A 13,150-nucleotide genomic window follows, 5' to 3' on the forward strand; every position below is an offset into this window, starting at 1 on the left:
CTCGGGCCGGGACAGATGGCGAAGTACGAGTACGAGCTCGCTGCCGTCGCAGGCACGGGCCTCGGCGACATCGAGCTCGACGCGATCCTGGCGCTCGTCCTGGGCTTCGTCCGGACGAACGCGATCGAGGCCCAGGCCACGGTCGCGGCGGCCCGAACCGGGGTGAGCGACGACGCGTGGTGGGCGGCCAACGCTCCGCTCCTGCGTCGTGTGCTGGACCCGCGGCGCTTCCCGCTCGCGTCGCGCGTCGGCACGGCGGCCGGAGAGGCGCACGGTGCCGCATCAGATCCCGATCACGCATACGCGTTCGGGCTGGAACGGCTGCTCGACGGCGTCGCCACGCTCGCCGGGAGGCGCGACTAGGCGCCGAGCTCCTCGCGCAGTGCCCGCAGCTCTGCGCGTACCGCCGCGAGTTCCTCACGGAGGGCACTGACGTCGGCTTCGAGGCCCTCGATGCGCCGGTCGGCGGGGTCGGCCGAGAATGGTCGGACGTCCGGCTCCGCCGGGCCGATGGGTGCGGAGGGCTCCGGGGCGGTTGCGGCGGGTGCCGACGCCCCTGGGGGTTGGTCGGCTCGCGCCCCGTGCTCGACGTCGCCGTCGCCCCCGAGCACCTGCGCGTAGCGCTCCTCCTTCTGGCCGGGACGCCGGTCGAGTCGCACCACGTGCCCCCGGCCGACCAGCTTCTCGACCGTGAACTGCAGCTCCGCGAGATCGGCGAAGCGGTGCAGGCGCTCCGTACGGGCCTTGAGCTCGCCCGGCGTCTGCGGGCCGCGCAGCATCAGGACGGCCAGCACGGCGAGCTCGTCGCCGCCGATGCCGAGGGCCTCGTCGAGGAGGTGCCGGTACTTCGCGGTCCGCGACCCCTGGCCGCTGGCCAGGCGGGACCAGCGCCGCCGCCCGAGGCGCTGTGCGGCCTCGCGGACCGTGTGCTCGTCGTAGTCGACGACGGGGTCGCGGTTGGTCGACTGGTTGCAGGCCAGCCGCAACGCGTTGAGGCTGAGCGGGTACTGATCCGGCGTCGTGCGCTGCTTCTCGATGAGGCAGCCCAGGACGCGCAGCTCGGCGGCATCGGGGTCCACGGCTGGAGCGTATCGACCCCTCCGGGGACGCCGGCGGAGGCTCGCGCGATGCGCGGCACGCCCCGCCCGTTACGGTTCGCCGATGCGAGCAGCCACCATCCGTGACGGCGCCGTCGGCGTCGAAGAGCACCCCGATCCGGTCGCCGGGGCCGGTGAGGTCCTGGTCCGCGTGAAGGCGGCTGGACTGAACGGAGCGGACCTGCTGCAGCGCAAGGGCTTCTACCCGGCCCCTCCCGGGTCGCCCCCGGACATCCCGGGGCTCGAGCTCGCGGGCGAGGTCGCGGCGCTCGGTGCGGGCGTGCAGCGGTTCGCGGTCGGCGACCGCGTCATGGCCATCGTCGGCGGGGGCGGTCAGGGCGAGCTGTGCGTCGTCCACGAGCGCCAGCTGATGCCCGTCCCGGACGGCCTGGGCTGGGAGGAGGCGGGCGGCGTTCCCGAGGTGTTCACCACCGCTCACGACGCGGTGTTCACGCAGTGCGGTCTCGTCGCCGGCGAGCGCCTGCTCGTCCACGGGGCAGCCGGAGGCGTCGGCACGGCGGCCGTGCAGCTGGGTGCCGCGGCAGGAGCCCGGGTCACCGCGACCGTGCGCAACGCGAGCCTGCGCGACGGGGTCGGCGCGCTGGGAGCGGCCGAGGTCATCGCGCCCGAGGGCTTCGCCGAGCACGGCCCGTTCGACGTCATCCTCGAACTGGTCGGTGGGCCGAACCTGCCGGACGACGTCAAGGCGCTGAACACCGGTGGCCGCATCGTCGTGATCGGCGTCGGCGCCGGGGGCAAGTCGGAGCTCAACCTGCTCGCCCTGATGGCCAAGCGCGGCACGATCCGCGCCTCCACGTTGCGCGCCCGACCGCTGGAGGAGAAGGCCGCCACCGCCCGCGCCATGGAGCGCTCGGTCCTGCCGTTGCTGCAGGGAGGCGCCGTGCGGGTCCCCGTCGCCGAGACGTTCCCGCTGGATCGCGTGCACGACGCCTACGAGCGGTTCGCCGCGGGCGGCAAGCTGGGCAAGATCGTCCTCACGATGTAGCGCGCCGCGGCCGCCGTCCTCAGCCGGAGCGCAGGGCGGCGACCAGCCGGTCCCCACCGCCGGCCAGGAACGCGACGGACAGCGCCACGACGACGGGCGGCCCCGTGTCGGTCGCCGTGCCGACGGCGACGGCCACGGGCATCGCGATCACGAGCAGCGGGATGACGGCGTCCCGCCGCCGGCCGACGTGGTTCCGCGTCCAGGTCGCGAAGGCGGCGAGGTAGGCGGCCCCGATCGGGTCCACCTGCCCGCCCGCCGTGGCCCCGGCCCCGAGGCCTGCGAGGCCGAGACCCAGGCCCAGCAGCGCGACGCCGAGGGCCAGGCCGGCCTCGTCGAACACGCGCGCGAAGACGATCCCCCCTCCGGCCGCGAGCGCCACGGCCAGGCCGTCGGCCACGACGTCGGCGTCCGTCGCCCGCGCGGCGGCGAAGCCGAGCCCCGCCGCGGCCAGCACGAGCACGAGCGACCAGCGGACGTCACCCAGCGGCACGCACACGACGACCGCTACGGCCACGGTCAGCGCGACCGCGACGGCGCCCGCGTCCATGGGTCAGTAGGGAGGGAGGTCGGCGTACCAGTCGCCGAGCACGCGGAACGCCGACCAGAACGCCCGCTTGGCCGCTTCCTCGTCGAGGGCGCCGTCGATGTCCGGCGTGTACAGGGCATCGATCGAGGGCGTCAGCTCCTGCACCCGTCCCGGCTCCGCCACGACGGGACGCGCGAGGGGCACGTCGAGGTCGTTGAGCACGGCGAGCGCCTCCTCGCCCATCACGACGACGATCCGCGGCTGCACGATCGCCAGCTCCTCCACGACGCGGGCGACGCACCCAGGGTCGGCCAGCGAGGTGTCGCTCACCGGGCACTTCACGCACAGGGTCCCGTAGACGACCAGCGGATCGATCCGCAGGCGCTCGAGGCTCTTCATCAGCGCGGTGCCGACCCGGCCGTAGAACGCCACGCCCTCGTCGATCTCCGCGGCGGTCGGCGCGTACTTCAGGAGCAGCACGTCGGCTTGGGGATGGCCGGAGCCGAGCACCGGCATCAGGCTCCCGCGGGGGCAGTGGGAGCACTCCTGGAGGTCGCGCGTGAGCGTGTTCAGCTCACGGATCGCGCGCTCCAGGTACTTCTCCCGGATCTCGTCGTCGGTCACAGGCATCGGCCCCGTGATGTTCGACGGCTGCGGCCCCGCGTCCTCGCCCTGCATCACGACTTGCGTGTCGCGCGCTCGATGCGACGGGCTCGCCGGGCCTTGCGTGCCGCGGGGGGCGTCGCCTTCGTCTCCAGGAACTTCAGCGCCTGGACGTACAGCAGCGTGCCCGGCTTGGTGTGGATCTCGGCGTCCCGCAGGGACTCCAGGAACTCCTGCGGGCCGTCGAAGTCCCGCATCCGGATCCGGACCGAGCCGAGGCCCTGGGCGACGTGGGAGTCGGAGCCCGCGCCCGCGACCAGGCGGTACTTCGCGGCGAAGCGCGCGGCCTCCTCGTTGAAGGAGCCGATCGCCACCCGCGGGTTGTAGACCTCGATCGCGTCGACGTCGTCGATGATCTTCAGCAGGTGCTCGTAGTCGGGCACCGCGTGCATGCGATCGAACGGGTGCGGCACGTACACGAGGCCGCCCTGGCGACGGATCTCGGCGACCGTCTCCTCGAGCGTCAGCCCGCGGGGGATCTTCTCGGTGATGAAGAGCCCGATCACCTCGCCCTGGTTGGCGGTCTTCACCTCCTCGCCGACGATCACCTTCACGCCGTACTGGGCGGCCTTCTTCGCCGCCTCCAGCGCCCCCGAGATCTCGTTGTGGTCGGTCACCGCGATCGCCCCGAGGCCCTGGTCGCGGGCGGTCGCGAGCAGCACCTCGACCGGGGTCGCGCAGTCGTGCGAGTGATCGGTGTGCATGTGCAGGTCGACGTCGATCAGCGGGCGGCCCTTCAGCCGCCGGCGCACCTCCGGGTCGCCCGCCGGGTCGTGGCGTCGGGCGACGAGGGAGGCGTAGACCTCCTCGAGGTCGTCGGTCACCCGGTCCCAGCCGGCGGCCGCCCGCATCGGGCTCGCGGCGCTGCGCAGGCGCTCGAGCAGGGCAGGGTCGGCGATGAGCCGGTCCAGCTGCGCGGAGAGCGTGTCGACGTCGCGTGGCTCGAACAGCAGTCCCTTGCCGTCCTCGGCCTGCTCCTCGTACCCGGGGAGGCGGCTGGCGACCGGCACGACGCCCGCCGCGAGACCGCGCAGGAGCAGGCCGGGGGCCGGGGCACCACCGTCGCTGGCACAGACGAGCACGTGGGCACCGGCCATCTCGGCATCCACGGCGTCCCCGGCGGCGAAGCGGACCCGCTCGCGGAGCTCGTGGCGCAGCGGCGTCGATGAGGACGGGCCACGGGCGCTCACCACGACGGCCTCCCACGGGGGCGCGGTGGGGCCGGTGTCGAGGCGGCGGAGCGCACGGAGGAAGAGGCGCAGCGCGCCGCGCTCCTCCTCGTCGACGAACAGGAGCCGGACCGGGGCCCCCGCGTACGTCGCACGGGGGGTGGCCCCGGCGGGGGCAGGGTCCGCGCCGGGCGCGACCACGCGGTACGTGCCGGGGAAGTGGCGGGCCATCAGGTCCGCGGTCGCCTGGAAGCTCGCCAGCCGGGCGTCGAGCCGGCCGAGGATGAGCTCGGTGAGCTTCTTCGTCACCTGCGTGGCGACGAGCCGCTCGCTCGGTGCGTGGAAGGTGCCGACGTTGAGGGCACGCGAGTAGCGCAGGGCGGTGCTCGAGACCGACGGGCCGAAGGGCTCGTGGACGTGGCAGATGTCGAGCGCCACGTGCCCCAGCAGTTCCTCCACGGTGCGCGTGACGTCGACGGGGAGCCCGGCCACGCGCCGCACCGTGCCCGGGGGCGGCAGCACCTCGCCGACCTGCAGGAGGGCCACCCCACCGTCCGGGTCGAACGGGTCGACGCCCTGCCGGACCGCTCGCCGCGTCGCCCGCACGGCGGCCGTGGACGTGGACGGAGCGACGATGAGGACGCGATGACCCCGCTCGGCGAGCCGGTGCGTGGTGCGCGCGACCGCGCGGTTGACCTCGCCGGCCGCGCCGGGCGCCTGAGGCGACGGGTCCCACGCGTACGGGGTCACGTGGGCGACGGTCAACCTGGTCACCCTTGGAACGATAGACCCCTCGTCACGTGAGGCGGACGACGGTCGCGGTCGCTCCGAGCGCATCGGGCCTCCGGAACGCGGAAGGCCCGCCGTCGCCGGCGGGCCTTCCGTCCCACGGTGGGTATGTCGCGCGGCTACGCCTTGGGCGCGGCCGTCTTGCGGGCAGCCGCCTTCTTGGCCGCCGGCTTCTTCGCGGCAGGCTTCTTCGCGGCGGTCTTGGCCGCGGCGGCACGGCCCTTGGGGCGGGTGCCCGGGCTCTTCTTGCCGGCGTACTTGGCGATGAACTTCTCGGTGTCCTCGCGCGCCTGGTCGTCGGGGCGCTGGTTCATCGGCGACTTCATGAGGTACGACGACGGGCCGTCGACCTGGCCGCCGAGCCCGTGGTTGAGGGCGAGCTTGCAGCAGCGCACCGCGTCGATGATCACGCCCGCCGAGTTCGGCGAGTCCCAGACCTCGAGCTTCATCTCCACGTTGAGCGGCACGTCGCCGAACGCCTGGCCCTCCATGCGGATGTGGGCCCACTTGCGGTCGGTCAGCCACGGCACGTAGTCCGACGGGCCGATGTAGACGTCGTCGGCCGGCAGCGTGGTCCCCATGATCGAGGTCACGGCCTGCGTCTTGGAGATCTTCTTGGACTCCAGGCGCTCGCGCTCGAGCATGTTGAAGAAGTCCATGTTGCCGCCCACGTTGAGCTGCGAGGTGCGCAGCATCTTCACGCCGCGCTCGTGGAACAGGCGGGCGAGCGTGCGGTGCACGATGGTCGCGCCGACCTGCGACTTGATGTCGTCGCCGACGATCGGGAGGCCGGCCTTCTTGAACCGGTTGTTCCAGTACGGCTCGGAGGCGATGAAGACGGGGATGCAGTTGACGAAGCCACAGCCGGCCTCGAGGACCTGCTCGACGTACCACTTGGTGGCGTCCTCGGAGCCGACCGGGAGGTAGGAGACGACCACGTCGGTCTTCGTCTCGCGCAGGATGCTGACGATGTCGGCGGTCTCGCCCTTGGCCTTCTTGATGATCGTGGCCGGGTACTTGCCGATGCCGTCGAGCGTCATGCCGCGGTGCACGGTCACGCCGGTCTTCTTGGGGACCTTGTTCGTGAACTTCATCGTGTTGTTCGGCGCGGCCCAGATCGCCTGGCCGAGGTCCTTGCCGACCTTGGTGGCGTTGATGTCGAACGCGGCGACGACCTCGACGTCCCCGACGTGGTACCCGCCGAGGTCGGTGTGCATGAGGCCGGGGACCTCGGTCGAGGCGTCGGCGTCCGCGTAGTGGTACAGGCCCTGCACGAAGCTGTTGGCGCAGTTGCCGATGCCGACGATCGCGACCCGCACCTTGTCGTGCTGGTAGCGACCGCTGCCGTTGGTGGCCGCCGCGCTGGCGAGCGCGCTGCCGTTGCCGTTGCCGGTGGTGCTCACGGTGAAGTGGATCCTTGATTCGAGAGAAGGGGGTGGGACGGGACGTCCCGGCGGACCGGGGAGGTCCGCTCCTGGACCCTTCGTACCCCGGCCGTGCGCGCGCGGTTACAGGTTGGTGACGACGTTACGGCGTGGGGCCCGCGGCGATGAGCTGCGAGCGCACGTGCCAGATGCGCTGGAGGGTGGTGATCAGCGACAGGCCGGCGAGCACGTAGACCGACGGTGCGAGCAGCTCGAGGTCGCCGGGACCGGTGGCGAACAGCAGGCCGACCGAGAGGATCACCACGCGCACCGCGCGGTTCGCGAAGCCGACCTTGCACTCGACGCCCAGCGCCTCGGCGCGCGCCCGGGTGTAGCTCACGAGCAGCGAGCCGGCGACCGCGACCATGCACGCCACGACGGCCGCGTCGTCGCCGGTCTGCGCGAAGTACCGGGCGACCACCGTGAGGATGATCGCCTCCTCGATGCGGTCGAGCGTGGAGTCCAGGAACGCGCCGAACGGGGTGCCCTTGCCGGACATCCGCGAGTACCGCCCGTCCAGGGTGTCGCAGATCGACCCGATGATGAACGCGATGCCGCCGGCGACGAAGTGCCGCTCCCACAGGAGCGCCGCCGCGACGAAGTGGAGGGCGAGCCCGGTGAGCGAGATCGCGTTGGGGGTCAGGCGCGATTCGATGAGCGCGTTGCGCATCATCTCGCGGCGCTGACCGCGCTGTGTCGGCGTGCTCATGGCGGGGGGAAGGGTACGGAAAACGGCGCCGGATGCCGGCTGCGCCCGGGGGGCGGTGTCACCCGGCCGTCGCCGGCGAGGTCGCGCGCCAGGACCAGTGGGCGGGGCGCGCACGTGCCATGTGCTTGGCGGAGTAGGCGGCGATTCCGGCGGCCAGGGCGCCGAGGACGGCGTCGGCGAGGAAGTGGTTGCCGGTCACCACGATCACGAAGGTGACGAGCACGGGGTAGGTGCCCCAGAAGACCTTCAGGGCGCGCGGCTTGACGAGCTTCGCGAGCGGGATGCCGATCATCAGGGCGAAGCAGACGTGCATCGACGGGACCGCCGCGTACGGGTTGTACAGCGAGTTCACCAGCGACGGATCGGCGCTGTCGATGCCGCTCAGGCGCTCGACGGCGTCGAAGAAGCCCCACTCGGGGAAGAACCGCGGTGGCGCGGTCGGGTACAGGACGTAGCCGACGATCGCGCACAGGAACGCGACGAAGAACATGTTCCGCACGAAGTAGAAGTGCGAGTTGTGGCGCAGGTAGAGGTACACGAGCGCGCCGACCGTCACCGAGGTCTGGGCGTTGATGTAGATGATGCTCGCGCCGTCGATGATCGCGGTCTTGCTCGCCGCCCACGCCTGGATGCTGGGCTCGACGAAGAGGCCCAGGGAGCGCTCGATGTCGATCAGGTTGCGGGCGTTCTGGAAGGCGACGGCCGCTCCGGCCGGGTCGTCGATGGCCCCGCGAAGCATCCTGTACGCGTAGTACATGGCGAAGAAGAGCGCTATCTGGATCGCGACGTCGAAGACGCCACGAGGGAACAGACGCGCCCGCAGATCAGCGAGACGGGCCAGCACGAGGGCAAGCAGTCTACCCGCCGCGACTGCGCGGCGAAAGGCCTACGGCCGCCGTGCGGGGCCTCCGGACGGCGTGTCGCCGATCGGCACGGGCCGTGCTCGCCCCTCAGCAGCGCTCGCCGGTCGCGCCGATCCGCGCGAGACTGAACGTCGTCACCAGTCGCACGCGACCCGGCCGTGTGACGCGCAGAGAGGTCCACTCCTGCGCGCCCGGAGCCTTCGACACGCAGGCGTTCCCGGTGCTCACCCGCCAGTAGGGCGTGAAGCGAAAGCGCAGGAGCACGGTCCCGGACGCGGGGACCTCGAGGGTCACCGTGTCGTGGTCCAGCGCCGTCACGCGCGCGCTGTCCGCCAGGCGTCGCGTGCCCGGACCGTCGACGCGCCACACCCGCCAGCGTCCCCGGGAGTAGACCTCGGTCAGGCCGCGCACCTTTCCGGTCCGCAGCAGCCAGGCCTCGGTGATCGCGCTCGTGTCGAGCTTGCCGCGGGGGAGCGCCACGTACCGCACCGCCTGCTCCTCGAGCCACGCGCGGTACCGCTCCGGCGTGAGGGTGCCTTCGTAGAACACGGGGTTGCGCCGCAGGTCGAGCTGGCGCTGCCACCCCCTGGCGATCGGGTGCCGGCGGGCGACCAGGTCGGCGTCGACGTGGTTGCGCGTGAAGGGCACCTCCACACGGAACGGCCCCTCGGCCTCCCGGCGCTCGTCGAGGAACCGCAGGACGTCGGTGTACGCCGCCCGCTCCACGAGCGGATCGCCGTGGGCCCGGTAGGCGTCGTAGACGGGCGCCTCCCACTGCCACTGCAGGAACGGCAGCGCCAGCAGCACGAGCACCCGCGCCGACCAGCGGGGAAGGAGCACGCAGGCGAGGACGGGGCCGGCCGCGAGGGTCCCGAGCCGCGTCACGTTGCTGCCCATCGGGGTGTCGAGGGCGTAGCTGGCGACGATCGCGACCACGTAGAGCGCGGCCGTGATGCGGAGGACCGGGAGGTCCCGCGGGACCACGGCGAGGATGGCCAGGGCCATGATCAGCGTGCGGATGAACGTCCCCGTCAGCATCGGCTGCGATCCGCCCTCCGGGAAGACGATCGCCATCGCGAGGACCGGAGCGGTGGCGACGATCGCCAGCACGAGGAGCGGGCTGCGTCGCTCGTGCAACCACCAGGCCGCCGCGACCATCGCCAGGAACAGCGCCGCCACCGGGCTCGACACCGCGGTCAGCATCGCCGCGGCCCACGAGGAGCGGTGACGCCCGTGGAGCGCGAGCCACACGGCGGCGAGCGCCGTGGCGGTGCCCAGCGCGAAGGTCAGCCGGCCGGCCAGCAGGGTGGATGCGGTCGCGATCCCGAACCACAGGGACCCGAGCCACGCGTCGTCCCCGACGAGCTCCTCCGCGATCCGGGCGAAGAACCACGCGGAGGCGATCGCCCCGAGGGCGCCCGCGACCTGCACGCCGATCAGGGCGGCGAGGGGCGGGTAGGCCAGGCTGTAGCCGGGCATGTGATGACCGCCGTACCACGCGGTGTCGTACAGCGACGGGCCCTCGTGCTCGAACAGCCACGTGCGGTACGTCTGGGCCGGCAGGTCTCCCGCCGCGGGGGAGACGATGACGTACAGCAGCGCCAACGCCGCCGCGGCCACCCAGGGCGCGCGGCGGTGCTGCAGGAGCGTCACGCGTCCCCGTGCAGGAAGTCCACGACCGTGTCGATGAGGTCGGGCCGGTCGTACCACGGCCAGTGTCCTGCGCCCGGTACCGGCACGTGGTCGGCGTTGCCCAGCGCGTCGGCGTACGCCGGACCGAAGCGCGCGGGGATGTACGGGTCCTCCTGGCCCCAGAGCACGAGCGCCGGGCAGTCGACGTCCTTCAGGCCCGCGCCGGCCGCTGCGAGCTTCTCCGGCGGAGAGGTGCGGTACAGGCGCAGGATCGCGCGCTGCGTCCCCTGGTCCATGTGGTCGGCGACGAGGTCCAGGAACGGCGCCGGCATCGGGCCCTTCGTGGCGTTGGACTCCCGCGAGGCCTGCTTGAGCACGAAGCGGTTCAGCAGGCCGACGGCGAACTCGCCGAGTCCCCTCGTGCGCCAGGCCCGCGCGATCCGGTGCCAGCGGTAGCCGGGCAGCAGCGGGACCGCGTTGAACACCACGAGGCGCCCGACCCGCTCCGGGAAGCGCTGGGCGGTCAGGAGGGCGACGCCGCCCCAGTCCTGCACCACGAGGTTGAACCGGTCGATGTCCCGCCACGCGAGGAAGCGCTCGATCCAGCGGTCGTAGCCCTCCATCGTGTAGTCCAGGTCGCCGCGCTTGCCGCTGCGCCCGAAGCCGGGCAGGTCGGGTGCGATGCCTCCGGTGCGCTCCAGGAACGGGATCCACAGGTCGCTGTTCGTCGGGACGCCGTGGACGTAGAGGGTCGGGATCTGCCCGTCGGGGACCGGAGCCTCGCGCCATGCGGCGGGCTGACCGTCGAGCTCCTCGGTCCGCAGCACCGCCTCCGTCGTCACCGCCATACGCGCGGAGGATAGCCGCGGTTGTCAGACTGCTGCGCATGGCCACGCTCTGCCTCGGCGAGGCGCTCGTCGATCTCGTGTGCGAGACCCCGGTCTCCGGGATCGCGGACGCGCCCGCGTTCGTCCCCCACTTCGGAGGCGCCACCGCGAACGTCGCGGTCGCCGCGGCGCGGCGGGGGGCGAAGGTCGACCTGGCGGGCGGGGCGGGCGACGACGCCTGGGGCCGCTGGCTGCGCTCCCGGCTCGAGGACGCGGGGGTCGGTCTGGACTGGTTCCGTCTCGTGCCCGGTCAGCAGACGCCGATCGCGTTCGTCACCGTCGACGAGGACGCGCAGCCGTCGTTCCTGATCCAGGGCGAGGGCATCGGGACGGCGATCGAGGCGGTCGGGCCGCGGCTCCTCGAGGCGGTCGAGCAGGCGGACGCGCTGTTCTTCGGCTCCAACACGCTCGTGGGCGAGGCCGAGCGCGAGCTGACGGTCAGCGCGCGCGACCAGGCGCTCGCGCTGAACATCCCGGTGATCTTCGACCCGAACCTGCGCCTACACCGCTGGCCGACGCCCGGGGCCGGCGTCGCGGAGGCGCGCGCCTGCGTCAAGGAATCGTTCCTGGTCAAGTGCAACCGCGAGGAGGCGCGGCTGCTGACCGGGGAGTCCGACCCGGCCGCGGCCGCCGCGGGCCTGCTGGCGGGGGGCGCGCAGCACGTCGTCATCACGCTCGGGGCGGACGGCGCGATCCTGCGGGGTGGCGGTCTCAAGCTGGACGTCCCCGGCGTTCCGGTCACACCGGTCGACACGACCGGCGCGGGCGACCTGCTGATCGGGGCGCTCATCGCCGCGCTGGACTCCACCCGGTTCTACCCCGCCTCGCTCGCGGCCGCGCTGCCCGCGGCGGTCGAGGCCGCGGCGCGCTCGACCGAGCACTGGGGCGCGCGGGGGTGAGCCCGGCGCCGGCGGCGCCGCGGCCGGTCGCCGTCGAGGCGGTGCCCCGGTCCGACTGGGTCGCGCCGACGCGGAGCCGGGTCCGTGGCATCCGGCGCACGCTCGCCGCGCTCTACGGCGTCCCGGTCCAGCCGCCCCACGGGGATCCGCTGGCCGAGCTCGTGCTCACCGTGCTCTCGCAGTCGACCAACGACCGCAACCGCGACGTCGCGTTCCTGCGACTGCGCGAGCGGTTCCCCTCGTGGGCGGCGGTCCGCGACGCCGACGTCGCGCAGGTGCAGGACGCGATCCGGCCCGGTGGCCTGCACGTCCAGAAGTCCCGGCGCATCGTCGAGATGCTGCGCGCCCTGCCGGAGGACCTCGACCTCTCGTGGATGCGCGACGCTCCGCTGGAGGGCTGCCGGGAGGCGCTGTGCGCCCTGCCCGGGGTCGGTCGCAAGACCACCGCCTGCGTGCTGCTGTTCTCGTACGGGCGGGACGACGTGCCGGTCGACACCCACGTCTCCCGCGTCGCGACCCGATTGGGCCTGCTGCGACCCGGCGCCGGACTCGACCCCGAGCAGCACGACGCCATGAACGCCCTGACACCGCGCGGGGCCGCCCTGGAGCTGCACATGAACCTGCTGCGCCACGGCCGCAGGACCTGCCACGCGCAGCGTCCCGCGTGCGACCGCTGCGCACTGCGCCGCTCGTGCCGCAGGGTGGGTGTCGCGTGATCGACGTCCAGACCTCGCTGGAGATGCGCTCGCCCGACGTCCTCCGCGCGGCGGGCCCGCCGCGGCTGCCGGCGCGGCTCGAGCGCGTCGATCCCGCGGACTTCGCCCTCAGCCGCCGCTTGTACTCCGGCGTGGGCGAGGAGTACGGATGGACCGACCGCCTCGTCTGGTCCGAGCGGCAGTGGCGGGACTGGACGGCCGGCGTGGAGACCTGGGTCGCGATCGCCGGGGACGAGAGCGACGGCGGCGACGCCGCGCACGCCGGGTTCTTCGAGCTGCAGGTGCAGCCGCGCAGCACGGTGGAGATCACGATCTTCGGCCTGCTGCCCCGGTTCCACGGCCAGGGCCTGGGAGGCTGGCTGCTGACCGCGGCCCTGGAGCAGGCCTGGCGGCTGCACCCCGACGGCACGCGGCGCGTCTGGGTGCACACGCGCCGCCTCGACGGCCCGGCCGCGCTGCCCAACTACCTCGCGCGGGGCCTGCGGCCGTTCGACGCTCTGGTCGCGGACGTCTAGCGCGTCGCCTCCCCGCTCAGCGCGCCAGCGCCACGTCCGGCGCGTCCCGGCGCATCCGCGCGACGATCGCCGCCACGTCGGGCCGGCAGCCGCCGCAGCCGGTGGAGGCGCGCGTGTGCTCGGCGACCTGCTCGACGGTCGTGAGTCCGCGGTCGCGGATCGCGTGCTCGATCTCGCCGTGGGTGACTCCCTGGCACGAGCACACGTTCATGGCCGGGTCGGTCGTCCCGTCGAGCGCCTGCGCGTTCGCGGTGA

General features: G+C 73.1%; 15 protein-coding genes. 5 read left to right on the forward strand and 10 right to left on the reverse strand.

From position 1 onward, the window contains the following. The coding region (locus ABYE80_RS09040) for a TetR/AcrR family transcriptional regulator C-terminal domain-containing protein (protein WP_372789948.1) at positions 1–363 on the forward strand (363 nt) is incomplete at its 5' end. Here the strand turns inward: ABYE80_RS09040 and ABYE80_RS09045 are convergent. Further along, positions 360–1,079, reverse strand: a complete 720-nt coding sequence (locus tag ABYE80_RS09045) for a YceH family protein (RefSeq protein ID WP_372789949.1) — start codon at positions 1,077–1,079, stop codon at positions 360–362. The two genes, ABYE80_RS09040 and ABYE80_RS09045, sit on opposite strands and share 4 nt — an antisense overlap. Before the next feature lie 82 nt (positions 1,080–1,161). On the opposite strand from ABYE80_RS09045, the gene ABYE80_RS09050 reads away from it, so the two are divergent. Continuing rightward, complete coding sequence (locus ABYE80_RS09050; RefSeq protein ID WP_372789950.1) at positions 1,162–2,103, forward strand: NAD(P)H-quinone oxidoreductase; 942 nt, start codon at positions 1,162–1,164, stop codon at positions 2,101–2,103. A gap of 19 nt (positions 2,104–2,122) precedes the next feature. On the opposite strand, the gene ABYE80_RS09055 is transcribed toward ABYE80_RS09050, so the two are convergent. The 8 genes from ABYE80_RS09055 to ABYE80_RS09090 form a co-directional block, all read right to left on the reverse strand. Next, positions 2,123–2,650, reverse strand: a complete 528-nt coding sequence (locus tag ABYE80_RS09055) for a hypothetical protein (protein WP_372789951.1) — start codon at positions 2,648–2,650, stop codon at positions 2,123–2,125. Between the two features lie 3 nt (positions 2,651–2,653). Next, positions 2,654–3,259: a uracil-DNA glycosylase family protein gene (locus ABYE80_RS09060; protein WP_372789952.1), complete on the reverse strand. Its 606-nt coding sequence runs from the start codon at positions 3,257–3,259 to the stop codon at positions 2,654–2,656. 47 nt (positions 3,260–3,306) lie between these two features. Beyond that, a complete protein-coding gene (locus ABYE80_RS09065; protein WP_372789953.1) occupies positions 3,307–5,235 on the reverse strand; it encodes a PHP domain-containing protein in 1,929 nt (642 codons plus the stop codon). A 134-nt stretch (positions 5,236–5,369) separates the two neighbouring features. Continuing rightward, positions 5,370–6,569 (reverse strand): inositol-3-phosphate synthase, encoded by a 1,200-nt coding sequence (locus tag ABYE80_RS09070; protein ID WP_372789962.1) that lies wholly within the window; start codon positions 6,567–6,569, stop codon positions 5,370–5,372. 208 nt (positions 6,570–6,777) lie between these two features. Further along, on the reverse strand, positions 6,778–7,383 hold the full coding sequence (locus tag ABYE80_RS09075) for a CDP-alcohol phosphatidyltransferase family protein (RefSeq protein ID WP_372789954.1): 606 nt from the start codon (positions 7,381–7,383) through the stop codon (positions 6,778–6,780). Positions 7,384–7,441: 58 nt separating this feature from the next. Next, a complete protein-coding gene (locus ABYE80_RS09080; RefSeq protein ID WP_372789955.1) occupies positions 7,442–8,227 on the reverse strand; it encodes a phosphatase PAP2 family protein in 786 nt (261 codons plus the stop codon). Between the two features lie 106 nt (positions 8,228–8,333). After that, positions 8,334–9,899, reverse strand: a complete 1,566-nt coding sequence (locus ABYE80_RS09085; protein ID WP_372789956.1) for a hypothetical protein — start codon at positions 9,897–9,899, stop codon at positions 8,334–8,336. Then, positions 9,896–10,726 carry an alpha/beta fold hydrolase gene (locus tag ABYE80_RS09090; protein ID WP_372789957.1) on the reverse strand — a complete coding sequence of 277 codons (831 nt, stop codon included), beginning with the start codon at positions 10,724–10,726 and terminating at the stop codon, positions 9,896–9,898. Before ABYE80_RS09090 ends, ABYE80_RS09085 begins: the two co-directional genes overlap by 4 nt. A 38-nt stretch (positions 10,727–10,764) precedes the next feature. Here ABYE80_RS09090 and ABYE80_RS09095 point away from each other — a divergent pair, with 38 nt between their 5' ends. From ABYE80_RS09095 to ABYE80_RS09105, 3 genes are read left to right on the forward strand one after another with little or no spacing between them, the layout of a single operon-like run. Further along, on the forward strand, positions 10,765–11,664 hold the full coding sequence (locus ABYE80_RS09095) for a carbohydrate kinase family protein (protein ID WP_372789958.1): 900 nt from the start codon (positions 10,765–10,767) through the stop codon (positions 11,662–11,664). Continuing rightward, positions 11,661–12,380, forward strand: coding sequence for an endonuclease III (gene nth / locus ABYE80_RS09100; protein WP_372789959.1), 720 nt, complete (start codon positions 11,661–11,663; stop codon positions 12,378–12,380). The genes ABYE80_RS09095 and nth overlap by 4 nt, the downstream gene beginning before the upstream one ends. Continuing rightward, the gene (locus ABYE80_RS09105; protein ID WP_372789960.1) at positions 12,377–12,895 is read left to right on the forward strand and encodes a GNAT family N-acetyltransferase; all 519 of its coding nucleotides are present in this window, start codon (positions 12,377–12,379) and stop codon (positions 12,893–12,895) included. Before nth ends, ABYE80_RS09105 begins: the two co-directional genes overlap by 4 nt. Before the next feature lie 16 nt (positions 12,896–12,911). Here the strand turns inward: ABYE80_RS09105 and ABYE80_RS09110 are convergent. Then, on the reverse strand, positions 12,912–13,150 hold a 239-nt coding region (locus ABYE80_RS09110), incomplete at its 5' end, for a (2Fe-2S)-binding protein (protein ID WP_372789961.1).

Source organism: Paraconexibacter sp. (assembly GCF_041602235.1).
Lineage (GTDB): Bacteria > Actinomycetota > Thermoleophilia > Solirubrobacterales > Solirubrobacteraceae > Paraconexibacter.

Bases quoted from the DNA above. Each gene is read 5' to 3' on its own strand.
- ABYE80_RS09050 (WP_372789950.1), top strand. From the start codon at position 1,162: ATGCGAGCAGCCACCATCCGTGACGGCGCCGTCGGCGTCGAAGAGCAC.
- ABYE80_RS09075 (WP_372789954.1), bottom strand. From the start codon at position 7,383: ATGAGCACGCCGACACAGCGCGGTCAGCGCCGCGAGATGATGCGCAAC.
- ABYE80_RS09060 (WP_372789952.1), bottom strand. From the start codon at position 3,259: ATGCCTGTGACCGACGACGAGATCCGGGAGAAGTACCTGGAGCGCGCG.
- ABYE80_RS09055 (WP_372789951.1), bottom strand. From the start codon at position 2,650: ATGGACGCGGGCGCCGTCGCGGTCGCGCTGACCGTGGCCGTAGCGGTC.
- ABYE80_RS09090 (WP_372789957.1), bottom strand. From the start codon at position 10,726: ATGGCGGTGACGACGGAGGCGGTGCTGCGGACCGAGGAGCTCGACGGT.
- ABYE80_RS09095 (WP_372789958.1), top strand. From the start codon at position 10,765: ATGGCCACGCTCTGCCTCGGCGAGGCGCTCGTCGATCTCGTGTGCGAG.